Genomic DNA, 22,602 nt, shown 5'->3' with positions numbered 1-22,602 from the left:
CTGGGGTGAGGGGTGTCTCTTACAGGCTCGGCAGCAACTTGGCCGGAACCAGTTCAGTCAGAACCCGCGACGCCAGCAGTTCGGTCGCGGCATTGATGTCCGGCGCAAAGAAGCGGTCCTTCTCGTAGAACGGCACTTCACGACGCAGAATGCCCCGGGCCTTTTCCAGTTTGGCCGAGGTCTTCAGGCCGTTGCGCAGGTCCAGACCCTGCACCGCCGCCAGCCATTCCACTGCCAGAATGCCGCGAGTGTTCTCGGCCATTTCCCACAGACGCTTGCCGGCAGCCGGGGCCATCGACACGTGGTCTTCCTGGTTGGCGGAGGTCGGCAGACTGTCCACCGAATGCGGGTGGGCCAGCGCCTTGTTTTCGCTGGCGAGGGCTGCCGCAGTCACTTGGGCAATCATGAAACCGGAGTTCACGCCGCCATTGGCCACCAGGAACGGCGGCAGTTGCGACATGTGCTTGTCCATCATCAGCGAGATGCGGCGCTCGCTCAGGGAGCCAATTTCGGCGATGGCCAATGCCATGTTGTCAGCGGCCATAGCGACTGGTTCGGCGTGGAAGTTGCCACCGGAAATCACGTCGCCTTCAGCCGCAAACACCAGTGGATTGTCGGAGACGGCGTTGGCTTCGATGACCAGCACTTCGGCGGCCTGACGGAACTGGGTCAGGCAGGCGCCCATGACTTGTGGCTGGCAGCGCAGCGAGTACGGGTCCTGGACCTTTTCGCAGTTCTGGTGCGAATCGGAGACTTCGCTGCGCTCGCCCAGCAGATCGCGGTAGGCAGCGGCGGTGTCGATCTGGCCTTTCTGGCCACGGGCGGCGTGGATGCGCGCGTCGAACGGCGAGCGCGAACCGAGCACCGCTTCAACTGTAAGACCGCCCAGCGCCAGCGCGCCGGCGAACAGGTCTTCACCTTCGAACAGACCGCGCAGGGCGAATGCGGTGGAAACTTGCGTACCGTTGAGCAGCGCCAGACCTTCTTTCGCGGCCAGGGTCAGCGGCGTCAGACCGGCGACCTTCAGCGCTTCGGTGGCTTCCATCCATTCGCCCTTGTAGCGCGCCTTGCCCTCGCCCAGCAGCACCAGCGACATGTGCGCCAGCGGTGCCAGGTCACCGGACGCACCGACCGAACCTTTCAACGGAATGTGCGGGTAAACCTCGGCGTTGATCAGGGCGATCAGCGCGTCGATCACCACGCGGCGGATACCGGAGAAACCACGGCTGAGGCTGTTGACCTTGAGCACCATGATCAGGCGCACCAGCTCATCGCTGATCGGCTGACCGACGCCGGCAGCGTGGGACAGCACCAGCGAGCGCTGGAGGTTTTCCAGGTCTTCGCTGGCGATGCGGGTCGAGGCCAGCAGGCCGAAACCGGTGTTGATGCCGTAGGCGGTGCGGTTCTCGGCGAGGATCTGCTCGACGCAGGCGACGCTGGCTTCGATCTGGGCCGAGGCGCTGTTGTCGAGAGTCAGCTTGACCGGTTGCTGATAGACATCACGCAGTTGGGACAGGCTCAGTTGGCCGGGGATCAGGTTCAGCGCAGTCATTTAAATGCTCCTTTTGAGAGTTTGTTATGAACTACCAGTCGCTCCGGAGCATTCCGTTATCCGTCGCCTCTCGTCTTTTGGACGATCCGCGCCTTGGCACGCTGGTATGGGTAATTGTCAGTGCAAATTCGGCAGTACGCGGTGCAGCAGATCCGGGTCTTTCAACACGCTCGCGGCAGCGGCGATATCCGGCGCCAGCCAACGGTCCTGATCGTAAGCCGGGACCTTCTCACGCAGCAGTCGCCACGCCACATCGGTGCCGGCGCCAAAGCGCTGTTCCTTGAGAAATTCAAAGGCCTGAGCCGCCAGCAGGTACTCGATGGCGAGGATCTGCGTGCAGTTTTCCAGTGCGCGATGCAGCTTCAGCGCGGCGTTGGTGCCCATGCTCAGGTGGTCTTCCTGCAGGCCCGAAGTGACGTAGTTGTCGAGTACCGCCGGTTGCGCCAACTGGCGGTTTTCCGCGCACAGCGACGCGGCGACGTATTGCACGATCATCATCCCGGAGTTCACCCCCGGATTGGCCACCAGAAACGCCGGCAGACCGCTGACATGCGGGTTGATCAGACGGTCCAGACGCCGCTCGGCAATCGAGCCGATTTCGGCCATCGCGATAGCCAGCAAGTCCGCCGCCAGCGCTACCGATTGCCCGTGCGGGTTGGCCTGGGACATCACCCGGAAGTTGTCCGGCGTACCCAGCAGCAACGGGTTGTCGGTGCAGCCGTTGAGTTCGGTTTCGATCTGCTTGATCGCGTGTTGCAGTTGATCGCGCGCGGCGCCGTGTACCTGCGGGATCGAACGGATGCTCAGCGCATCCTGAGTGCGAATGCCTTTGCTCTTCGCGATCACTTCGCTGCCATCGAGCAGCGCCCGCAGATTGACGCCGACCTGTTGCATGCCCGGGTGCGGCTTGAGCGCGATGATCTCGGCGTCGAATGCGGCGATCTGACCGCGCTGCGCTTCAAAACTCATGGCGCCGACCACGTCGGCCCATTGCACCAGACGCGTGGCATCGGCAATCGCCAGGCAGCTGAGACCGGTCATGCACGGCGTGCCGTTGACCAGGCACAAACCGTCCTTCGCCCCGAGTTGCACCGGTTGCAGGCCTTCTTCGGCCAACGCCTGCTGCGCGGAAATCACTTGCCCGCGATAGCTGACATTGCCCACGCCCAGCAGCGCGATACCGATGTGCGCCATGTGGGTCAGGTAACCGACCGAACCCTGGGACGGCACTTGCGGGGTGATGCCGCGATTGAGCAGCGACAACAGTGCTTCGACCACTTGGCGATGAATCCCGGATTTGCCGTGGCTGTAGTTGCGGATCGCGGCGCACATGATGGCGCGGGTCTGCTCGTCGGCCAGTACCGGGCCGACGCCGCAGGCGTGGCTGAGCAAGGTGTTGCGCGATAACTGGCTGAGTTGTTCGCCCTGCAGCGAGACGTTGGACAGACCGCCCAGCCCTGTGTTGACGCCATAGGCGCGCTCGCCGCTGGCGACGATGCGCTGGACGATGCCCTGAGCATTTTCGATGCGCGCCCAGGTCTGGGCCGACAGCTCGAGCTGCGCGCCGTGACGGGCTACCGCGACCACATCCTGCCAACGCATCGGGGCGTCGGCGATAACGATTTTTTCAGCCTGGGACATCTAAAACCTCTTTAACCTGATCGTCACGAAATGCATTCCCACGCAGACGGTTCGACGTGGGAACGAACCTCAAACCACCGCCGCCCGCCGCTGCACGAAGCGATCGACATACTCGTCCGCCGGCGAATGCAGGATCTCTTTCGGCGTACCGACCTGAATCAGGCGGCCGTCCTTGAGGATCGCGATGCGGTTGCCGATGCGCACGGCCTCGTCGAGGTCGTGGGTGATGAAGACGATGGTCTTGTGCAGGGTCTTTTGCAGCTCCAGCAACTGGTCCTGCATCTCGGCACGGATCAGTGGGTCGAGGGCGCTGAACGCCTCGTCCATCAGGATGATGTCGGTGTCCGCCGCCAGGGCGCGGGCCAGGCCGACACGCTGGCGCATGCCGCCGGAGAGCTGGTGCGGGTATTTGTTTTCGTAGCCCTTGAGGCCCACGGTGTTGATCCAGTGCAACGCGCGCTCGGCGCACAGCTGCTTGCTCTCGCCGCGCACTTTCAGGCCGTAGGCGACGTTGTCGAGCACGGTCTTGTGCGGCAGCAGGCCGAAGCTCTGGAACACCATGCTGATCTTGTGCCGGCGAAATTCGCGCAGGGCGTCCATGTCGTATTGCAGGATGTCCACGCCGTCCACCAGGATCGCGCCGCTGGTCGGGTCGATCAGGCGGTTGAAGTGGCGCACCAGCGTGGATTTGCCGGAGCCGGACAGACCCATGATCACGAAGATCTCGCCGGTGCCGATGCTCAGGGACAGGTCGTTGACCCCGACCACGCAACCGGTTTCGTTCAGCACCTGCTCCTTGGTCTTGCCCTGGCCGACCATCGCCAGTGCATCCTTGGACCGGTTGCCGAAAATCTTGAAGACGTTTTTGACTTCGATCTTGCTCACGGTTGCGTTGCTCATTTGCTCACCTCATGCCGTGGGCGACCATACGCCTGGGTAATGCGGTCGATGACCACTGCGAGAATCACGATCGCCAGACCGGCTTCAAGGCCGCGTCCGACGTTGAGGGTCTGGATGCCCACCAGCACATCTTCACCCAGGCCACGGGCGCCGATCATCGAGGCGATCACCACCATCGACAGGGCCATCATGGTGGTCTGGTTGATCCCGGCCATGATGCTCGGCAAGGCCAGCGGCAGTTGCACGCCGAACAGTTGCTGCCAGCGGTTGGCGCCGAAAGCGTTGATGGCTTCCATCACTTCACCGTCGACCTGGCGGATGCCCAGATCGGTCAGGCGGATCAGCGGCGGCGCAGCGTAGATCACGGTGGCGAAAATCGCCGGCACCTTGCCCAGGCCGAACAGCATCAGCACCGGAATCAGGTACACGAAGCTGGGCATGGTCTGCATGATGTCGAGCAGCGGCATCAGGAACGAACGCAGGCGATTGCTGCGGGCCGAGAGGATCCCCAGCGGCACACCGATCAGCACCGAGATGACTGTGGCGACCATCATCAGCGCCAGCGTCTGCATGAGTTTGTCCCAGAGGCCGACGGCGCCCACCAGGAACAGCAGACCAACGATCACGGCGGTGGTCACGAGCTTGCGCGTGGCGTGCCAGGCAACCCCGGCAACGATGGCCAGCATCAGCCACCACGGTGCGGCGCGCAGCAGGCCTTCAAGGTTGACGATGGCCCACAGCAGGGTGTCGGAGATATGGCGGAACACGTCACCGTAGTTGGTGACCAGTGCATCGACCCAACCGTTGACCCAGTCGGCGATGGAAAACGTAAAGCGTTCGGGAAACATAAGCGGCTCTCAATCAGAAATCTCAATCAAGCGATGACGGCAATTCTCCCGGCCAGCCTCACGGTTAGCCGGGAGGTATCGACCTACAGCGCCGCGTCGATTTTCTTGGCAGCGTCGTCGCTGACCCACGCATGCCAGACCTCAGGATGTTCCTTGAGGAAGATTTTCGCCAGCTTCGGCGACTCGATCCGCTCCTTGGTCATACGACCCAGGTTCTGGTTCAGCAGGTCGATCGGCAGGTTGACCTTTTCCAGCACGGCCACCAGCTCGGGGGCTTCCTCGTGGAAGGTCTTGGACAGGCCGACCTTGATGGTCACGCGCTTGTCGACGCCCGGTTTCTCTTCCAGTTTGACCGCATCGATCTGGCCCATCAGCGGGGTTGGCGACCAGTAGTAGAACAGGATCGGCTCGCCGCGCTTGTAGCTCGACAGCACCGCCGCATCCAGCGCCGGGCCGGTGCCCGGGCGGAAGTTGGTGTAGCTGTTTTCCAGGCCGTAGCTTTTCAGCATTTCGCTGTTGTCCAGCTCGCAGGTCCAGCCGGCCGGGCAGTTGTAGAAGCGGCCCTTGGACGGCTCTTCGGCATCCTTGAAGATTGCCGAGTATTTGCCCAGGTCAGCGATGTTTTTCAGGTCCGGCGCCTTGGCTTCGATCTTGCGCTTGGCATCGCCTTCGATCACATAGCGCGGTACGTACCAGCCTTCCACCGCACCGACCACCGGCGCGCCGACACCGACGACCTTGCCGGCCTTCTCGGCCTTGTTCCAGACCTCGCTGCGGCCGACCCACTCTTCGGCGAACACTTGAATATCGTTGCTGCTCAGGGCGTTTTCCATGGTGATGGAGTTGCCCGGCAGGCTGTCGGTCTTGCAGTCGTAACCTTTCTCCAGCACGACCTGCAGCACGTCGGTCAGCAACATCGCGCTTTCCCAGTTCAGGCCGGCGAATTTCACCGGTTTGCCGGATTCGCACCAGCCGGCGGCCTGAGTGGCACCGGCACTGGCCAGCAGGCCCATGGACAGCAATGTGGTCAGCAGGGTCTTGTTCGATTTCATTGTTGTGACGCTCCTAATCATGAATTGGCTTACGGCAGTTCAAGAGGCATCCAGCCCTGTCCACGTCCAGATCAGGCCTGCGCCGCAGCGCGGCCGGTCCCGTTTGCTTCAGGTTGTACAACGCTGTTCTGCTCGACCGGCAGAATCAGGTGATCGGGCACGCTGCCGTGCCATTTCTTTGCGCACACGTAGTAAAGCGCAGCGGGCAGCACCAGACCGATGATCCACGAGATATCCACATCACCCAGTGCGGCTACCAGCGGACCGGTATAGAACTTGGTGGAAATGAACGGCAGCTGCACCAGCACACCGAACACATAGACGCTGATCCCGAGGAGGTTCCAGCGACCGTAGCGACCGTTCGGATCGGCCAGCGCCGGGACGTCGTAGTGCTCACGGGTAATGCAGTAGTAGTCCACGAGGTTGATCGCGCTCCACGGCGTGAAGAACGCCAGCAGGAACAGGATGAAAGACTTGAACGCCCCGAGGAACGAGTGCTGGCCGAGCAAGGCGATCAGGGTCGCGGCACCGACGATCACCAGCACGAACACCAGGCGCTGCATCCGGGTGACCGTCAGGTGGCCACGGAAGCCGCTGATGATGGTGGCGATGCACATGAAGCTGCCGTAGGAGTTCAGCGTCGAGATGGTCACCTTGCCGAACGCGATGCTGAAATAAAGCAGCGCCGCGGTGGCACCGGTGCCGCCCAGACCGACGATGTAAGCCACTTCATGGCCGGCGAACTGGCCGTTGGCCGAAGCCGCCGCGAACACGCCGAGAATCATCGCCACCTGCGCGCCGATCACCGAACCGGCGCCGGCAGCGAAGAAGGTTTTCACCGAGGAAACCTTGCTCGGCAGGTAACGCGAATAGTCCGCCACGTACGGGCCGAAGGCGATCTGCCAGGACGCTGCCAGCGACACCGCCAGCAGGAAACTGCTCCAGCTGAAGTGACGAATTTGCAGAAGTGCGCCGACGTCCACCTGACTCATCAGACGGCTGAACAGGTAAACGAAAGCAATCACGCCGATGACACTGGCGATACGGCCGATCCAGTGGATCACCCGATAGCCGAGCACCGTGACCACCACGATGACGCTGGCGAAAAGCAGGATGCCGACGGTGTCACTGACCCCGAACAACTGGCCCAGCGCCTGGCCTGACAGCACGGTGCCGGTGGCGGTGAAGCCGAGGTACATCAGGCACACCAGCACGATCGGAATCGCCGCGCCATAAACCCCGAACTGCACACGGCTGGAGATCATCTGCGGCAGGCCCAGCTTCGGCCCTTGCGCCGCGTGCAGCGCCATGACGCCGCCGCCCAGCAGTTGACCGATCAACAGACCGATCAGCGACCAGAACACGTCACCGCCCAGCACCACAGCCAGGGCCCCGGTGACGATTGCAGTGATTTGCAGGTTGGCACCCATCCACAGGGTGAACTGACTGAATAGACGACCGTGTCTTTCCGCTTCCGGGATGTAGTCGATCGAACGCCTTTCGATCAACGGTTTGTTGCTTGCACGATCGGTGTTGCCAGCCATGATTCAACCTCTGTGGATTGTTCTGGGTTTTGTTGTTGTATTGGCTTGCGCGGGAGCGAGCACGCTCGCTCCCGCCGTTTTTTATTTGCCGGTGATCATCGGCAGGTTCAGCCCTTGCTCCTTGGCGCAGTCGATGGCGATCTGGTAACCGGCATCGGCGTGACGCATGACGCCGGTGCCCGGGTCGTTGTGCAGCACGCGAGCAATACGCTCGGCTGCTTCGTCAGTCCCGTCGCAGACGATCACCATGCCCGAGTGCTGGGAGAAGCCCATGCCGACGCCGCCGCCGTGGTGCAGGGACACCCAGGTCGCGCCGCTCGCGGTGTTGAGCAAAGCGTTGAGCAGTGGCCAGTCGGAGACTGCATCGGAGCCATCCTGCATCGATTCGGTTTCGCGGTTCGGGCTGGACACCGAGCCGGAGTCGAGGTGGTCGCGGCCAATGACGATCGGCGCCGACAGCTCGCCGCGACGGACCATTTCGTTGAACGCCAGACCGAGCTTGGCGCGCTGACCCAGGCCGACCCAGCAGATCCGCGCCGGCAGACCCTGGAAGCTGATGCGCTCGCGGGCCATGTCCAGCCAGTTGTGCAGGTGGGCGTCGTCCGGGATCAGTTCTTTGACTTTGGCGTCGGTCTTGTAGATGTCTTCAGCGTTGCCCGACAGCGCCGCCCAGCGGAACGGGCCGATGCCACGGCAGAACAACGGACGGATGTAAGCGGGTACGAAACCCGGGAAGTCGAAAGCGTTTTCCACGCCCTCTTCCTGGGCCATCTGGCGAATGTTGTTGCCGTAGTCGAAGGTCGGGATGCCTTGCTTCTGGAAATCCAGCATGGCTTTGACGTGCACCGCCATCGACTGCTTGGCGGCCTTGATCACAGCGGCCGGCTCGGTCTTGGCGCGGGCGCGGTATTCGTCCCAGGTCCAGCCGGCCGGCAGGTAACCGTTGAGCGGGTCGTGGGCGCTGGTCTGGTCGGTGACCATGTCCGGACGCACACCACGACGGACCAGTTCCGGGAGAATTTCGGCGGCGTTGCCCAGCAGCGCGATGGAGATCGCCTTGCCTTCCTCGGTGTATTTCTCGATGCGCGCCAGGGCGTCGTCGAGGTCTTTGGCCTGCTCGTCGACGTAACGGCTTTTCAGGCGGAAATCGATGCTCACCTGCTGGCATTCGATGTTCAGCGAGCAGGCACCGGCCAGAGTCGCGGCCAGCGGCTGGGCGCCGCCCATGCCACCGAGGCCGGCGGTCAGGACCCAGCGGCCCTTCAGGTTGGAATCGTAATGCTGGCGACCGGCTTCGACGAAGGTTTCGTAGGTGCCCTGCACGATGCCCTGGCTGCCGATGTAGATCCAGCTGCCGGCGGTCATCTGGCCGTACATCGCCAGACCTTTGGCGTCGAGTTCGTTGAAGTGTTCCCAGGTCGCCCAGTGCGGCACCAGGTTGGAGTTGGCGATCAGTACGCGCGGGGCATTGCTGTGGGTCTTGAACACGCCGACCGGTTTGCCGGATTGCACCAGCAGGGTTTCGTCGTCATTCAGGTTGGTCAGGCTTTCGACGATCTTGTCGTAGCACTCCCAGTTGCGCGCGGCGCGGCCGATGCCACCGTAGACCACCAATTCTTTCGGGTTCTCGGCCACTTCCGGGTCGAGGTTGTTCATCAGCATGCGCAGCGGCGCTTCGGTCAGCCAGCTCTTGGCGGTCAGCTTGTTGCCGCGCGATGCACGAATTTCAACGTCACGGAATTTAGTAGTTTTTGCGTCAGTCACGAAAAAGACTCCTCAGCGATCAATTCAAACCAACCCTGGCGATGGGCAAGCGGCTTGTGCGCTTCAATGCGCGACAAGCGAATCAGGGACGCTGCGGAGAACCTCTGACGACTCATACGCATACGTCTTTACTTGTACATACAAGCATATGCAATCGAGCGGCCAACTTGTTGGAGGGTTGATCAATAAAAATGCGGGGACGGCTGGAGGACGCCTGAATCAAGGGTTGTGGCGTGTATGAATTTTTTCGCGGGGTTGGTTTGAACAAGCGGAGGGCGAGTTCACGTGCGTGGTTTTGCGCCACGCTGGGGCGTTCGGTAACAAGTTGGTGCGCGTTCGGGAACGTCGGGATGAAAAAAAACCGCCGCTCTCAACAGCCCCTACAGGCACTGTTCATAGCGGCGGTTTTTCAGGAATCGGATCAGTGCGCAGTCAGTTCGATCACACAGCAGCCCGCGTTGACGGCGATGTCCACCAGACCGGTGTTGCCGTCCAGTTGCAGGCAATCATGCCGGCCAAGTTGCGCAGCACTGTCACCGACCTGCACTTGCAGCAACTCGCTGACACTGAAAACGAGAACGGTGCCGGCGGAGCTGAAAAACCGTTGCTCGCCCTCCAGCCACTGCAAGCGCGCGCTGTAACGCTGCGGTGCGTAGATCAGGTTGAAGTCGCGGATAGCACCGCCGAGCAAGGTGCAGGACACCTGGCTTTCACCGCTGAAGGCAAACGGGTCGAGGGGTAACAGCGGCCGGGTGTCGTCACCGTCGACACACAGGGTCATACCGTCGCCCTGCAACACCGTGATCACCCGTTGATAACCGGTGAACGTCGAGAAACCACCGGATTCGGCGATGTCGGCAATCGACAGGCGCCAGCCGAAACCGTCGAGACCGGCACCGGCGTCACGGGTGATTTCTTCGGTGCTGCCGCCGCCGTTTTTCCACGGCATGCGCGGGTAACCTTCGGCGCGTAAAACCTTCAACTCTTTCATTTATGAAACCGACCTTCCAGACGATGACGGGAACCGGGATGGATCAGGCGCGCAGCGGTCACCGGCTGACGGCCCGACCAGGTACGGCGACGGATCAGCAGGCACGGTTCGCCTTTTTCGATCTGCAGCAATTTGCATTCGGACGGCTCGGCGAGGATCGCTTCGACCACATGCTCGCCTTCGGTCAGCGGCGCAACCTGGTTCAGATAGGCGTATGGCGTTTGCAGGGTGAAGTCCTGCTTGAGGTATTCCGGGGCGACCAGCGCGTTGACGAAGCGGTCTTCGATCTGCACCGGAATGTCGTTCTCGTAATGCACGATCAGCGAGTGGAACACCTTCTGCCCTTCGCGCATATCCAGCGCCAGGGCGCGCTCGGAACCGGCAGCCTCTTCCTCCAGTGTGATCACCTGGCAGGTATGGCGATGGCCACGGGAGGCGATTTCGTCGGCGATGTTGTGCACTTCGAACAGCGCGGACTGACTCTTCGGCTCGGCGACGAAGGTGCCGACGCCCTGCATGCGCACCAGCAGACCATCGGCGGTCATCTCGCGCAGCGCGCGGTTGATGGTCATGCGGCTGAAGCCCAACTGGCTGACCAGCTCGCTTTCCGACGGCACGCGGTAATGCGGCGGCCAGTTACCACTGTCGATCTGCTGGGTAATCATCTGTTTGACGCGGGCGTACAAGGGCGCCGGACTGTCGCCCATGTTCGCGGCCAACGGAGAAACTGGAGGCGGAGTCGGCACGATGGATCCCTGTTCATTGGATAAGGTTGCTAGCTTGCCGGAGTTTACCGGGCAGGCAAACGTCTGTATATGTATATACAAATAACACACGATGGGGTGCTGAACCATGTCCGCCTTCTTTGCCGAACGCGCGCTGCTGCCTAACGGATGGGCCAACAATGTACGTCTCGAGGTCAGCGCCGCCGGCGTGTTGACCCGAATCCAGGCCGATTCCACCGCAGACGGCGCCGAACGGCTGAGCGGTCCGCTGCTGCCGGGCATGCCGAATCTGCACTCCCACGCGTTCCAGCGAGCGATGGCCGGGCTGGCAGAAGTGGCCGGCAATCCCAATGACAGTTTCTGGACCTGGCGCGATCTGATGTACCGGCTCGTCGGAAAAATCAGCCCGGACCAGCTCGGCGTGATTGCCCGTCAGCTGTACATCGAAATGCTCAAGGCCGGTTACACCTCGGTCGCCGAATTCCATTACGTTCACCACGATCACAACGGTCAGCCGTACGCCGATCCGGCGGAGCTGGCGTTGCGCATCAGCCAGGCCGCCAGCTCCGCCGGTATCGGCCTGACACTGTTGCCGGTGCTTTACAGCCACAGCGGTTTCGGCGGCCAGACGCCGAACGAAGGCCAGCGCCGCTTCATCAACAGCACCGAAAACTACCTGAAACTGCAATCGCGCCTGCAACCGTTGCTGGCGCAGCAGAAGGCCCAGTCGCTGGGATTGTGTTTCCACTCGTTGCGCGCGGTCACCCCGCAACAAATCAGCGAAGTGCTGGCGGCCAGCGACAAGCAATGCCCGGTGCACATCCACATCGCCGAACAGCAGAAAGAAGTCGACGACTGCCTGAGCTGGAGCGGTCGCCGCCCACTGCAATGGCTGTACGAAAACACCGAAGTCGATCAGCGCTGGTGCCTGGTCCACGCGACACACGCCAATCCGGAAGAAGTCACGCTGATGGCCAAGAGTCGCGCCATCGCCGGCCTGTGCCTGACCACCGAGGCCAACCTCGGCGACGGGATTTTCCCGGCGGTGGATTTCCTCGCTCAGGGCGGACGCATGGGCATCGGTTCCGACAGCCATGTGTCGTTGAGCGTGGTGGAAGAACTGCGCTGGCTGGAATACGGCCAGCGTCTGCGTGACCAGCGTCGCAATCGCTTGTATGGCGCGGATCAGCCGATGGTTGGCCGCACGTTGTATGACGCCGCACTGGACGGTGGCGCTCAGGCGCTGGGCCAGCCGATCGGCGCGCTGGCGGTCGGCAAACGCGCCGACTGGATTGTGCTCGATGGCAGCGATCCGTACCTGGCCACGGCCAGCGGTGACGGCATCCTCAACCGCTGGCTGTTTGCCGGTGGTGACCGTCAGGTGCGGGACGTGCTGGTCAACGGTCAGTGGGTCGTTCGCGAGGGGCGACATGCCGGGGAAGAGGACAGCAATCGCGCCTTCACCCAGGTCCTGCGAGAGCTGTTGGGCTGACACAAAAAAACCTGTGGAGGGCAACCTCCACAGGTTTTTTGTTGTGCGTCAGTTGGACGTCTTGGCCATCTGCTGATCCGACGCGCGCCAGATCAAACGCGTGGTGTCATAACCCTGCTGACGCGCCTTGCTCAGCAGTTCTTCGCGCACCACACCATTGACGGTCGGCGTGCGAGACAACAGCCACAGGTAACGTCGGCTCGGGTCGCCAACGATGGCGGTCTTGTAGTCGTCGCTGACGTACAGCACCCAGTATTGGCCCTTCGCCGAGCCCGGAATCAGCCGCGAAAACCAGGTATCGAACTCGACCCACAATTTGTCGGTCTTGCCCGGCATCTGCGGATAAGCCGTGCCCTTGACCTCTTCCCATTGCCAGTCCTTGGTCAGGCAACGGTTGAACACGCCCAGGTTGCCGTCCGATTCGAGGGTGTAACGGGCTTCGGATTGTGCGCAGTTGCGCTGAAAATACATCGGCAGTCGCGCCAGCTCGTACCAGGTGCCCTGGTAACGCTTGAGGTTGACGCTGTGGACTGTCTTGGGCGCCAGCGGATCTTCACCGGTGGTGGCGCAGCCGGCCAGTACCAGGCCGGCAAAAAGGACAAGCAATAACCGCTTCATTGTTTTTCTCCCGTGGGCACGTAGCCCCGGTTTACTTCAGGCCTTGGCCGGAAAACATCAACACTTTGTCACCGGCGTACTGCACGCTGATAAAGCTGTTCTTGTCGCCCCAGGTGCAACTGGACATGCCGAGCGCGCCCGAGCAATCAGTGGGCTTGCCGAGCAGCGTCTCCACTTCGGCCTTGGCCATGCCGGCCGAGAGCTTCGAGTAGTTTTCCTGATTGACCTTGCTGCATGCGGCCAACAGCACGCAAAACGACAGAAGGGCGATAGATCGCAGCGACATGGTGTAACTCCTGGAACGGAAGGGGGATGGCCTGGCGCCAACCAGAAGCTTAGAAGAGAAAACCCCTGTCTGGTTCCCTCGGCAGGTGGCTATTTATTGGCCCGCTCGTCCGGCATTCATCGGTAAATCAGACACTTTGTAGGGCTATTGAGCATTTCGTCGCCTTTAACAAAAGCGTCCTCATCTTTGTCGCGCGGCGGTCGAAATAAGAGCAGCGCAAAGCCCGAGAGTGTGGCAAATTGCCGCCCTTTCTTGACCAGCCCCTTCGCGGTAGCTCACTTAATGACCAGAAACATGAAATTCAGCCACAAGATCTTGTTGGCTGCCGCCCTCGTGGTGGCCGTAGCGTTCGCCTGTTTCATTTTGTTCAACGACTATCGACAACGCGAAGCCCTGCAAAGCAGCACCGAAGCGTCCATGCAGGAACTGGGCAGCCTGACCACCAGCAACATCCAGACCTGGCTGGAAAGCCGCATCCAGTTGCTGCAATCGATGTCGCAGCAGGTTGTCGCCGACGGCAGCGCCCCGGCCAGCCTGAAGCGCATCATCGACCTGCCCGCCTACACCGGCAATTTCCAGCTCAGCTATTTCGGCGGCGCCGACGGCGTGATGTTCTCGGTCCCGGCCGGCAACCGCGCGCCGGATTACGATCCACGCGCCCGTGGCTGGTACAAGGCCGCGAACAGCGCGCAGCAAACCATCGTCACCGAACCGTACATCGCCGCGTCGTCGGGCAAACTGGTGATCACCGTCGCCACCCCGGTGCAGCGTCAGGGCCAGATGATCGGCGTGGCCGGCGCCGACATCGACCTGAGCAGCGTCAGCGCAATCATCAACTCGCTGAACTTCGGCGGCCACGGCCACGCGTTCATCGTCAGTGCCGACGGCAAAATCCTGATCCACCCGGACAGCAAACTGGTGCTCAAGACCCTGGCCGAGGCTTACCCAAGTGGGGCACCGAAAGTCAGTCCGGGCCTGAAAGAAGTCGAGTTCGACGGCAAGACCCAGTTGATCTCCTTTACCCGCGTCAACGGCGTGCCGTCGGCCGACTGGTACGTGGGCCTGGTGCTGGACAAGGACACCGCGTTCTCGATGCTCAGCGAGTTCCGTACCTCGGCGCTGATCGCCATGGTCATCGCCGTGGTGATCATCATCGCCCTGCTCGGCATGCTGATCCGCGTTTTGATGCAACCGCTGCTGACCATGGGCCGCGCCATGCATGACATCGCCGAAGGCGAAGGCGACCTGACCAAGCGTCTGGTGATCCATGGCCACGACGAGTTCGGCGCGCTGGGTTTGTCGTTCAACCGTTTCGTCGAGCGTATCCACACCTCGATCCGCGAAGTGTCCTCGGCCACCGGGCAGGTCAACGAAGTCGCCCTGCGCGTAGTCGCGGCGTCCAACTCGTCGATGTTCAATTCCGACCAGCAGGCTTCGCGCACCAACAGTGTGGCCGCCGCGATCAACCAGCTCGGCGCCGCCGCCCAGGAAATCGCCCAGAACGCCGCCCTCGCCTCGCAGCACTCCAGCGACGCGCGCAGCCTGGCGGTCGACGGCCAGCAGGTTGTGGATAAAACCATCCACGCGATGCAGCAGCTGTCGGCGAAGATCAGCGACTCTTGCGGCAACATCGAAACCCTGAACAGCAACACCGTGAACATCGGGCAGATTCTGGAAGTGATCACCAGCATCTCCCAGCAGACCAACCTGCTGGCGCTCAACGCCGCCATCGAAGCGGCCCGTGCCGGTGAGGCCGGTCGTGGTTTCGCCGTGGTCGCCGACGAAGTGCGCAACCTGGCGCACCGCACCCAGGACTCGGCGCAGCAAGTGCAGAGCATGATCGAAGAACTGCAGGTCGGCGCACGTCAGGCGGTCGGCATCATGACTGAGAGCCAGCGCGAGAGCGAAAGCAGCGTCGGCATCGCCAACCAGGCCGGCGAGCGCCTGGAAAGCGTGACCCAGCGCATCGGCGAAATCGACGGCATGAACCAGTCGGTGGCGACCGCGACCGAAGAGCAGACGGCAGTGGTCGAGTCGATCAACGTCGACATCAACGAGATCAACACGTTGAACCAGGAAGGTGTGGAGAACCTGCAGGCGACGTTGCGCGCTTGTGCGGATCTGGAGCAGCAGGCTGCCCGACTCAAGCAGTTGGTGGGTAGTTTCCGGATCTAAGATCAAGAGCTAACCCCCTCACCCCAACCCTCTCCCCCAAGGGGGCGAGGGAGGAAAGGGAGCCGATCTCGGTCGCTTTCCAGACCTGAGTTCAACTCGGTGTTTCAAGTCAGCGTAACTCGAACATCCACCTCGGTCAGTCCCCTCTCCCTCCGGGAGAGGGTTAGGGTGAGGGCTGGTTTTTCAGGTTGCCGAAAATCGCCCTAAAAACGCGACCCCGGCTCTTTCAAAAACGCCAACTCCTCAACCGTAGACTCCCGCCCCAACACCGCATTGCGATGCGGAAACCGTCCAAACCGCGCAATCACCCGTTGATGCCGCTCGGCATAATCCAGGTTATCGGCAAACACCCCGCGCTCCGCCTCCGGCTGTTCGGCCACCAATTCGATGAATCGCGAGACTGCTTCATTCTGCACCGCAAGGTTTTCGCAGTGTTCGAAGACGAGGTAGATGAAGAGGCGCTGAATCGGTTTCAACTGCCGGTCGAAATCCGCCGCGATGCCTTGGGCAACCAGTTTCTGCGCCCGCAGATCGCCGGAAAAAGCCTTGGGTGTATCGCGAAAGATCATTCGCGGGAGCTGATCGAGCAGCAGCACCACCGCCAGCCAACCTTCGGGACGTTGCGTCCACTCGGTCAATTCGCCGGCGAGGGCCTGATCGACAAAGACCCCGAAACGCTCACGCGCTTCGAGGTCCTGACTGTCTTTCTTGCCGAACCACAACTTGCCCTGTTGTGCCGTCACTTCAGTCGCTGACTCGGCATGACCGAACCACCAATCGAGCAACGGCTGCCAGGGCGCGGTCATGGTTTATTCCTTGTGGTAAGCCGTGGCGCGGGCGACTTCTTCTTTCGAGCCGAGGAACACCGCTACGCGCTGGTGCAGGCCTTCAGGCTGGATGTCGAGAATGCGCTGGTGACCGTCGGTGGAAGCGCCGCCTGCCTGTTCCACCAGGAACGACATCGGGTTGGCTTCGTACATCAGGCGCAGTTTGCCTGGCTTGGACGGCTCGCGGCTGTCGCGCGGGTACATGAACAGACCGCCACGGGTCAGGATGCGGTGCACGTCGGCAACCATCGCCGCGACCCAACGCATGTTGTAGTTCTTCTTCAGCGGGCCTTCTTCACCGGCCAGCAGTTCCGAAACGTAGCGCTGTACCGGGGCTTCCCAGTGACGCTGGTTGGACATGTTGATGGCGAATTCCTGGGTGCTTTCAGGAATGGTGATGTCTTCGTGGGTCAGGACGAAGCTGCCCATTTCGCGATCAAGGGTGAAGCCCTTCACGCCGTTGCCCAGGGTCAGGATCAGCATGGTCTGCGGACCGTAGATCGCGTAACCGGCTGCAACCTGCTGGGTGCCCGGCTGCAGGAAGGCCTTTTCATTCAGGGCTTCGTTCTGGCTCAGGTATTCGTTCGGGCAGCGCAGTACCGAGAAGATGGTGCCGACCGGCGCGTTGATGTCGATGTTCGACGAACCGTCCAGCGGGTCGAATACCAGCAGGTAGGCGCCTTTCGGGTATTTGCCCGGGATCTGGTAGGCGTTGTCCATTTCTTCGGACGCCATGCCGGCCAGGTGACCGCCCCACTCGTTGGCTTCGAGCAGGATTTCGTTCGACAGCACGTCGAGCTTCTTCTGCACTTCGCCTTGCACGTTTTCCGTGCCCATGCTGCCCAGAACACCGCCGAGGGCGCCTTTGGACACGGCGTGGCTGATCTCTTTGCAGGCACGCGCCACCACTTCGATCAGGAAGCGCAGATCGGCAGGAGTGTTGTTGCTGCGGGTCTGCTCAATCAAATAGCGACTCAGGGTAACGCGGGACATGGACGGCTCCGGTGGAATGGGGGGCTGAAAACCCGCGCAGTTTACAGGGAGTCTGAAACCGTAGCGAGCAATGACGCCCGCTAACGTGCGTCGGGTGCAATTCCTGCTATCAGACGTGATCGAACCGGGAGAGTTCAGGCACGGGATTCAGCGTAGTTGGAAACCCGACGGGTGTGGAGGCCACACCCGTCTTATTCAGGGCTTCGCCGGCGGCTTGCGCAGCAGACTGAAGGCCATCGCGGCCAGAAACAGCACACTCAACAGTAATACCGCCCACAATCCGATTTTCTTCCAGTTGGTCTCGGCGACAGCTGCTGTCGTCGCCGTCGTTGTCTGCGTCGCGACTGCATCGCCCTGTACCGTGGCCTTGCCCAACGTGGCCAGTTTCTCCGGTTTGAAATCGGGGATCAGCGTGCTCAGCGGCAGGTTCGCCGTTCTCACCGTCGGATTGCCCAGCGCCAGGCTGTAAGGCCCGTCACCGCGTGCAAGAAAGATCACCTGAGTGGCGCGCACCGCGTACTTGATGCTCGGCGCCTGTTCGCCGAGGCCGCCGCCGCGTTCGTCGACTGTCAGCTTCAACTGCTGGACGGTCTGCCCGTAAAGCTGCAATTCGTTCTGCACCACGTCCTGGCCATTCTGGGTCAGGCGATAGAGCAGACCGCTGCTCAACGGCTGCCATGGCAGACTGGTTTCGCGGCGTCCCGCCAGCGTCACCGGTGCCAGGCTGTTGGGCTGTTTCAATTCGACCTGGACCCGCTCGACATTCAGCCCCATCGGCAACTGCCAGGTGTATTCCCCGGCCTTGGTGCTGCTGCCGGCCAGCGCTGGCGACCAGACCAGCGGCAACGGCAGGTTTTGCGGGTCGCTGCTTTTCAACTGCGCCGAAGTCAGGGTCGGGGCCGCATTGGGCGAATCCCACAACAACCGCAGATAGCGCGCCGATTGCCCCGGCAGCGCGACTTCATGCTGTTCGATGCGTTCATCGGAAAAAGTCAGGCGCGCGACCTGGCCTTCACCCCAGGGTTGCCAGTGCTGCAGGTCGTCGCTGGCCTCGATGCTGAAACGCTGGAAACCGTCGCGCTCGCTGGTCCAGTCGAGGATCAGTTGCTGCAACGGTGCCTTGATCGCACTGGCATCCAGCAGCCAGCCGCGCAGCACTTCCTCGCCCGCTTCCAGTTGGCTGGAGGGTTGCACTTCCACCAGCGTGCCGGTGGTCGTCGACTGCACGCGCACACTCGGCGCGCGTTCGGTGGCATCCGCCGAGTTGTACAGCGGGAACCACTTCACCGTGTTCATGTGGCCGTCGTCACGGGTTTGCGCCGATTCCCGGGCCAGCGCATAGGCCTGCGGTTCACCGGCGGCGTTGAACACCCGCAGGTCACTGAGATCGGTCTGGCGGGCCTGCAATTGCACGCTCAGCGGCAGTTCGAGGCGATACCACGGGCCGGAGCCGCTGACCGACAACGGCACCTGCGCGGCAAAGTCCGCCGGTTTTTCCTGGGCGCCGGCCGTCATGGCCACACCCAGCAACAGCCACCCGAGATTAAGCTTGCGACTCAAGACGACACTCCTTCGGTTTCCGGGGCCGGTTTGTCCGCCGCCGGTGCAGCTTCGACGCGTTTGGGCGGCAGTGGCGCGAAGTAACCCACCACCAGCAGCAACACGCCGACGCCGATAAACGAGACGATCCGCGCCAGTCCGCCACGGTTGCTCAATTCGACAAAAATCAGTTTGGCCACCACCAGCGCAATCAGCGCCGCACCGATCAGCCACACTTCGCGGCGATGGCGCAGGTGCCCGCCGATCATCAGCCCTAGCGCCATCAGCGTCCAGACGATGGACAGCCCCGCCTGCACCAGCATCGATTCGAGCAGCAGGTCCAGCTCGAACGGGATCCCGGCCCAATGGTGCGCGGCGCGGGTCACCAGCGCGGTGCAGAAGGCGAACAGCGAAACACCGGCGATCAGTTGCGAGGCGTGAGCGGCGTAATCCTTGCGGATCGACAGCTTGGCTACCGCGCTACGCGACCAGACATAAACACTGAACAACGCGATCAGCAGGCCCAGCTCCAGCGGGTTGATCAGCGGCACGTAAGGCAGCGGTTCGGCGTTGCCGTCGCTCACCCCGTTCGCCAGCCAGAACCAGACGAGCATCAACACCGCCAGCGGCGCCGCCGCGTACAGGCGGTACTCGCGAGGGAACGCAGCCACCGGCCACGGCCAGTTGCGCGGTGCAGCCATCAGCAACAGATACACGCTCGGCAGAATCGCCCAGCCCAGCCAGCGCCAGGCGTTGTATTGCTCGGACAACAGCAGCAAGCCGTAGCGCAACTCCAGCGCCAGCATGCCGATCAGCAGCCAGCAACCGAGCACATGCGCCATGCTCAAGGCTCGCGCCGGCAGCATCGGCGCCAGACGCCGCAGGCTGAAGAAATGCACCGCGAACACCGCCGCCCACGCCAGCCAGCCGAAGTTCGCCGCCGGGTGATAACGCGAGTGCCACGCTGCAAGCAACACCAGTCCGGCCGCCGGAATCAGTAGGGTGCAGAGCAACCCGAGCGACGGCCATTTCAGGCGCAATGCCAACAGCGTCCACAACGCGACACTCAACGCGGCGACCAGCAGCAACAACGTCGCTTGCAGATTCAGCGGCGCAAAACGCAGCACCTCACTGATCCACGCCAATGCCCACCAACCGGCGCCCCACACCAGCAGCACTTCGGACAACCGCTGCAAACTCAGCACATCGAATGCCGAAGCGTGATTACCCAATTGCAGGCGCCACGCACCGATCATCGCTGCCAGCCCAAGCACCAGTGGCGTCCAGAATCCGCCATGGGCCAGCGGTCGCAGACCCTCGCTGGACAGCGGCCCGAGCAGTTCGGGACCGGCCAGCAAGAACGCCGCGCCGCCGATCAACTGCAACAACAGACCGAAGACAAAACTCACGCGCTGCTTGAGGTACAGACTGAGCCAGATGATCAGCAAGCCACTGGCCGCCCACACCGCGCTTGCGGTCTGCCACGGCAGCACGAACAACACCGCCAGATTGATCAGCACCAAACCCGCCAGCAGCACTACCGACAAGCCGCGCAGCAGGCGAACATCGCTGCGCACCATCTCGTCGCGCGCCGCCAGCAACATGCCGGCGATCAGTGCCAGACCGATCAGCGAGGCGCTGAGCAAACCGCTCCAGCCAGCGCTGAACACGGCCGCCGAGTCCTCGCCCGCCCCTTGCAGACGCAACAGGAACAACGCACCGCCGAGCAGTTGCACGGCAAATGCGGTGAACAGGAATGTGCGCGATTGCAGGCGCAAGCCGGCGAACAAGGTCACCAATCCGGCCAATGCCCAACTGATGGCCGTGGCCTGAACGAAGAAAAACAGCGGCGCCAGCAGATAGAGGAAGCCCAGGCCCAGACTGGCCATCACCGGCAAGCTCTCGCGCTCCCACGCCGAAGTCTGGTCCGGCAACGCCTTGCGCAATTGATAGAAGCTGAATAGCAGCGCCAACCCGAGCATCAACGCGCCCAGCGGCGCACCGTCGAGCAGACTGGCTTCGCCAGCGCGCAAGTGGCTGGTAAACGCCAGCGCCGAACCCAGTTGCAGAAGCATCGCAAACGCCCGGGCCAATGGGCGATGTTGACGCAGACCCAGCCAGAAAATCCCCGCGCCCTCCACCACCCAGGCCGCGGAGGTCCAGCGCGCATCCAGCCCCAGCGGAATCGCCAGGCTGGCGAAAATCACCCCGAGTGCCAGGCAAGTTTCGCCCAGCAGCAGCGCTCGGCCACCCATCAATACCCGGGCGAGCGCCATGTAAATCATGCCCAGAGCCAATGCGCTGAACGCGGCGGCAAATTCCAGATGCTGCACCAACGCAAATTGCAGACCGAAACCCACCAGCGGCGGACCGAACAGCATGGTGCCGTCGACGTAATCACCCTTGCGCGTCGACCACTGCAGCAGCGCCTCGCGATCGCCTTCCGCCGGGGCGTCCGGCATGTCCAACAACTTGCGCCGGGCGAACAGCAGGCCGATGGCCAGGTACATCAGGAAGAACAGAATCAGGAACGGCTCGGTGCTCCACAGCAATTCCGGCGCATACGAACGCAGGCCCCATGCGAAACCGATGCCGAAGGTGCCGACGAAGCCGATCAGGTTGAGCAGGCGCCAGGCCTTGAACCAGGCGATGGCCAGAATGCCGGCGTTGAGCAACGCGAAATAGCTGAACAGCGCGACATGGTTGCCGGCGCCGGTAGAGGTCAGGATTGGCGCGGCGAAACCGCCCAAGGCCGCAACGCAGGCCAAAGCCAGGGAATCCTGAGTGATGGCCAGAATGGCCGAGAACACCGTCACGGCGACCAGCAATCCCAGCGCGGCAGACGGATCGAGCAGCGGGTGCAGGCGCATCGCCGCAAACACCGTCAGGTACAACACCGCGATCCCGGTGCCCTGCAGCATCAAGGCGTAGCTCGTGTTGCGATGGCGCAACCACCAGCCCAGCGCCAGCAATCCCAGCGCCGCCGCCGCGACCCCGGCGTAACGCATTTCGATCGGCACCACCATGCCTTCGGTGGCGTAGCGCAGCAGGAAGGCCAGGCCGAAGAACAGCAGCACCACACCAACCCGCAGCACGGTGTTGCCACCGAACAGCCAGTTGCGCGCAGCACTGATGCCGCGCTCGATGAGGTTCGGGCCACGGGGTTCGGCAGGTTGCTGCGGTTCGGGAGTGTCGGGGGTTACGGCGTCGAGCTGCCAGACATCCGCCGGCAAAGGTTGACTGGTTTCGCTGGCCACAGCGGAGATCGGTTCAAGTTCGGGCGGCAGTTCCCAGACCAGCTCGGGGGCATTGGCAGGGGCTTCTTCGGCGACCAGGACCGGCTCGACAGCGACTTGGGTAGTCGGCTCGACACTGGGCGGCGTGGTACGCACACCGGCGCCTTCGAGCAGGAACAGCCGCTGTTCGACAGCCTGCAGAGCGACTTTCGCCTGTTCAAGTTGAGTCTTGTGCTCGGCACTTTGCGAGCCGAGCCGGGCGATCCGGATCGTCTGGCCTATCACCAGGCCCAGCAGCGCGCCCAACAGCGCGGAACTGAACGACTCGTCGAGCAGCCAACCGAGCAGCAGCCCGATCAACATGAACATCCATTGCATGGTCGATATCCCTGAGCAGCCCCGGAACGGGGCGAAATCAG

17 protein-coding genes and 1 pseudogene are annotated in these 22,602 nt (G+C 62.3%); 3 read left to right on the top strand and 15 right to left on the bottom strand.

All coding sequences use genetic code 11. The features are described 5' to 3' along the window. Positions 1 to 19 precede the first annotated feature (19 nt). The 9 genes from hutH (R1A29_RS01325) to hutC all read right to left on the bottom strand — a co-directional run bounded on the left by hutH (R1A29_RS01325) (position 20) and on the right by hutC (position 10,999). Positions 20 to 1,552, bottom strand: coding sequence for a histidine ammonia-lyase (gene hutH / locus R1A29_RS01325; RefSeq protein WP_438300444.1), 1,533 nt, complete (start codon positions 1,550 to 1,552; stop codon positions 20 to 22). A gap of 117 nt (positions 1,553 to 1,669) precedes the next feature. Beyond that, entirely contained in the window at positions 1,670 to 3,193 is a 1,524-nt protein-coding gene (hutH, locus tag R1A29_RS01320; protein ID WP_438300443.1) for a histidine ammonia-lyase, read from the bottom strand. Positions 3,194 to 3,262: 69 nt separating this feature from the next. Then, a complete protein-coding gene (locus R1A29_RS01315; RefSeq protein WP_305833284.1) occupies positions 3,263 to 4,093 on the bottom strand; it encodes a quaternary amine ABC transporter ATP-binding protein in 831 nt (276 codons plus the stop codon). After that, entirely contained in the window at positions 4,090 to 4,941 is an 852-nt protein-coding gene (locus tag R1A29_RS01310; protein ID WP_114881111.1) for an ABC transporter permease, read from the bottom strand. Before R1A29_RS01310 ends, R1A29_RS01315 begins: the two co-directional genes overlap by 4 nt. Positions 4,942 to 5,024: 83 nt before the next feature. Continuing rightward, positions 5,025 to 5,993: an ABC transporter substrate-binding protein gene (locus R1A29_RS01305; protein WP_085732540.1), complete on the bottom strand. Its 969-nt coding sequence runs from the start codon at positions 5,991 to 5,993 to the stop codon at positions 5,025 to 5,027. Positions 5,994 to 6,064: 71 nt separating this feature from the next. Then, the gene (locus R1A29_RS01300) at positions 6,065 to 7,537 is read right to left on the bottom strand and encodes a purine-cytosine permease family protein (protein WP_085711025.1); all 1,473 of its coding nucleotides are present in this window, start codon (positions 7,535 to 7,537) and stop codon (positions 6,065 to 6,067) included. An 81-nt stretch (positions 7,538 to 7,618) separates the two neighbouring features. After that, complete coding sequence (gene hutU / locus R1A29_RS01295; protein WP_438300442.1) at positions 7,619 to 9,301, bottom strand: urocanate hydratase; 1,683 nt, start codon at positions 9,299 to 9,301, stop codon at positions 7,619 to 7,621. 421 nt (positions 9,302 to 9,722) lie between these two features. Continuing rightward, positions 9,723 to 10,292 (bottom strand): HutD/Ves family protein, encoded by a 570-nt coding sequence (locus R1A29_RS01290; protein WP_438300441.1) that lies wholly within the window; start codon positions 10,290 to 10,292, stop codon positions 9,723 to 9,725. Continuing rightward, a complete protein-coding gene (hutC, locus tag R1A29_RS01285; RefSeq protein WP_162803449.1) occupies positions 10,289 to 10,999 on the bottom strand; it encodes a histidine utilization repressor in 711 nt (236 codons plus the stop codon). The genes R1A29_RS01290 and hutC overlap by 4 nt, the downstream gene beginning before the upstream one ends. A 145-nt stretch (positions 11,000 to 11,144) precedes the next feature. Here hutC and R1A29_RS01280 point away from each other — a divergent pair, with 145 nt between their 5' ends. Further along, positions 11,145 to 12,509 carry a formimidoylglutamate deiminase gene (locus tag R1A29_RS01280; RefSeq protein WP_438300440.1) on the top strand — a complete coding sequence of 455 codons (1,365 nt, stop codon included), beginning with the start codon at positions 11,145 to 11,147 and terminating at the stop codon, positions 12,507 to 12,509. Positions 12,510 to 12,557: 48 nt separating this feature from the next. Here the strand turns inward: R1A29_RS01280 and R1A29_RS01275 are convergent, their stop codons facing one another. Together R1A29_RS01275 and R1A29_RS01270 are read right to left on the bottom strand one after the other, a co-directional pair. Beyond that, a complete protein-coding gene (locus R1A29_RS01275; RefSeq protein WP_438300439.1) occupies positions 12,558 to 13,127 on the bottom strand; it encodes a lipocalin family protein in 570 nt (189 codons plus the stop codon). Between the two features lie 31 nt (positions 13,128 to 13,158). After that, positions 13,159 to 13,413 (bottom strand): hypothetical protein, encoded by a 255-nt coding sequence (locus tag R1A29_RS01270; protein ID WP_007952486.1) that lies wholly within the window; start codon positions 13,411 to 13,413, stop codon positions 13,159 to 13,161. Positions 13,414 to 13,695: 282 nt separating this feature from the next. Here R1A29_RS01270 and R1A29_RS01265 point away from each other — a divergent pair. Both R1A29_RS01265 and R1A29_RS01260 read left to right on the top strand, forming a co-directional pair. Further along, positions 13,696 to 14,730 (top strand): annotated as a pseudogene (locus R1A29_RS01265) (HAMP domain-containing protein); the annotation flags it as partial. 93 nt (positions 14,731 to 14,823) lie between these two features. Further along, positions 14,824 to 15,588: a methyl-accepting chemotaxis protein gene (locus R1A29_RS01260; protein WP_371320915.1), complete on the top strand. Its 765-nt coding sequence runs from the start codon at positions 14,824 to 14,826 to the stop codon at positions 15,586 to 15,588. 203 nt (positions 15,589 to 15,791) lie between these two features. On the opposite strand, the gene R1A29_RS01255 is transcribed toward R1A29_RS01260, so the two are convergent. The 4 genes from R1A29_RS01255 to R1A29_RS01240 all read right to left on the bottom strand — a co-directional run bounded on the left by R1A29_RS01255 (position 15,792) and on the right by R1A29_RS01240 (position 22,561). Beyond that, a complete protein-coding gene (locus R1A29_RS01255) occupies positions 15,792 to 16,394 on the bottom strand; it encodes a DUF924 family protein (RefSeq protein WP_438300438.1) in 603 nt (200 codons plus the stop codon). A 3-nt stretch (positions 16,395 to 16,397) separates the two neighbouring features. Then, complete coding sequence (locus tag R1A29_RS01250) at positions 16,398 to 17,408, bottom strand: class 1 fructose-bisphosphatase (RefSeq protein ID WP_065261556.1); 1,011 nt, start codon at positions 17,406 to 17,408, stop codon at positions 16,398 to 16,400. Between the two features lie 195 nt (positions 17,409 to 17,603). Then, positions 17,604 to 18,968: a DUF3999 domain-containing protein gene (locus tag R1A29_RS01245; RefSeq protein WP_438300437.1), complete on the bottom strand. Its 1,365-nt coding sequence runs from the start codon at positions 18,966 to 18,968 to the stop codon at positions 17,604 to 17,606. Then, a complete protein-coding gene (locus tag R1A29_RS01240) occupies positions 18,965 to 22,561 on the bottom strand; it encodes a DUF2339 domain-containing protein (RefSeq protein ID WP_438300436.1) in 3,597 nt (1,198 codons plus the stop codon). The genes R1A29_RS01245 and R1A29_RS01240 overlap by 4 nt, the downstream gene beginning before the upstream one ends. Positions 22,562 to 22,602 lie beyond the last annotated feature (41 nt).

The sequence above is a fragment of the Pseudomonas sp. NMS19W genome, from assembly GCF_051554255.1.
GTDB classification, from domain to species: domain Bacteria; phylum Pseudomonadota; class Gammaproteobacteria; order Pseudomonadales; family Pseudomonadaceae; genus Aquipseudomonas; species Aquipseudomonas kribbensis.
Note: the sequence above shows the minus strand (reverse complement) of the source record. Positions and strands in the feature narration are given on the sequence as shown.

Excerpts from the sequence above, each read along its gene's own strand:
- hutC (WP_162803449.1), bottom strand. The coding sequence starts at position 10,999 with ATGGGCGACAGTCCGGCGCCCTTGTACGCCCGCGTCAAACAGATGATT.
- hutH (WP_438300443.1), bottom strand. The coding sequence starts at position 3,193 with ATGTCCCAGGCTGAAAAAATCGTTATCGCCGACGCCCCGATGCGTTGG.
- R1A29_RS01280 (WP_438300440.1), top strand. The coding sequence starts at position 11,145 with ATGTCCGCCTTCTTTGCCGAACGCGCGCTGCTGCCTAACGGATGGGCC.
- R1A29_RS01240 (WP_438300436.1), bottom strand. The coding sequence starts at position 22,561 with ATGCAATGGATGTTCATGTTGATCGGGCTGCTGCTCGGTTGGCTGCTC.
- hutH (WP_438300444.1), bottom strand. The coding sequence starts at position 1,552 with ATGACTGCGCTGAACCTGATCCCCGGCCAACTGAGCCTGTCCCAACTG.
- R1A29_RS01260 (WP_371320915.1), top strand. The coding sequence starts at position 14,824 with ATGTTCAATTCCGACCAGCAGGCTTCGCGCACCAACAGTGTGGCCGCC.
- R1A29_RS01300 (WP_085711025.1), bottom strand. The coding sequence starts at position 7,537 with ATGGCTGGCAACACCGATCGTGCAAGCAACAAACCGTTGATCGAAAGG.
- R1A29_RS01255 (WP_438300438.1), bottom strand. The coding sequence starts at position 16,394 with ATGACCGCGCCCTGGCAGCCGTTGCTCGATTGGTGGTTCGGTCATGCC.
- R1A29_RS01315 (WP_305833284.1), bottom strand. The coding sequence starts at position 4,093 with ATGAGCAACGCAACCGTGAGCAAGATCGAAGTCAAAAACGTCTTCAAG.
- R1A29_RS01305 (WP_085732540.1), bottom strand. The coding sequence starts at position 5,993 with ATGAAATCGAACAAGACCCTGCTGACCACATTGCTGTCCATGGGCCTG.
- R1A29_RS01310 (WP_114881111.1), bottom strand. The coding sequence starts at position 4,941 with ATGTTTCCCGAACGCTTTACGTTTTCCATCGCCGACTGGGTCAACGGT.
- R1A29_RS01250 (WP_065261556.1), bottom strand. The coding sequence starts at position 17,408 with ATGTCCCGCGTTACCCTGAGTCGCTATTTGATTGAGCAGACCCGCAGC.
- R1A29_RS01270 (WP_007952486.1), bottom strand. The coding sequence starts at position 13,413 with ATGTCGCTGCGATCTATCGCCCTTCTGTCGTTTTGCGTGCTGTTGGCC.
- R1A29_RS01290 (WP_438300441.1), bottom strand. The coding sequence starts at position 10,292 with ATGAAAGAGTTGAAGGTTTTACGCGCCGAAGGTTACCCGCGCATGCCG.
- R1A29_RS01275 (WP_438300439.1), bottom strand. The coding sequence starts at position 13,127 with ATGAAGCGGTTATTGCTTGTCCTTTTTGCCGGCCTGGTACTGGCCGGC.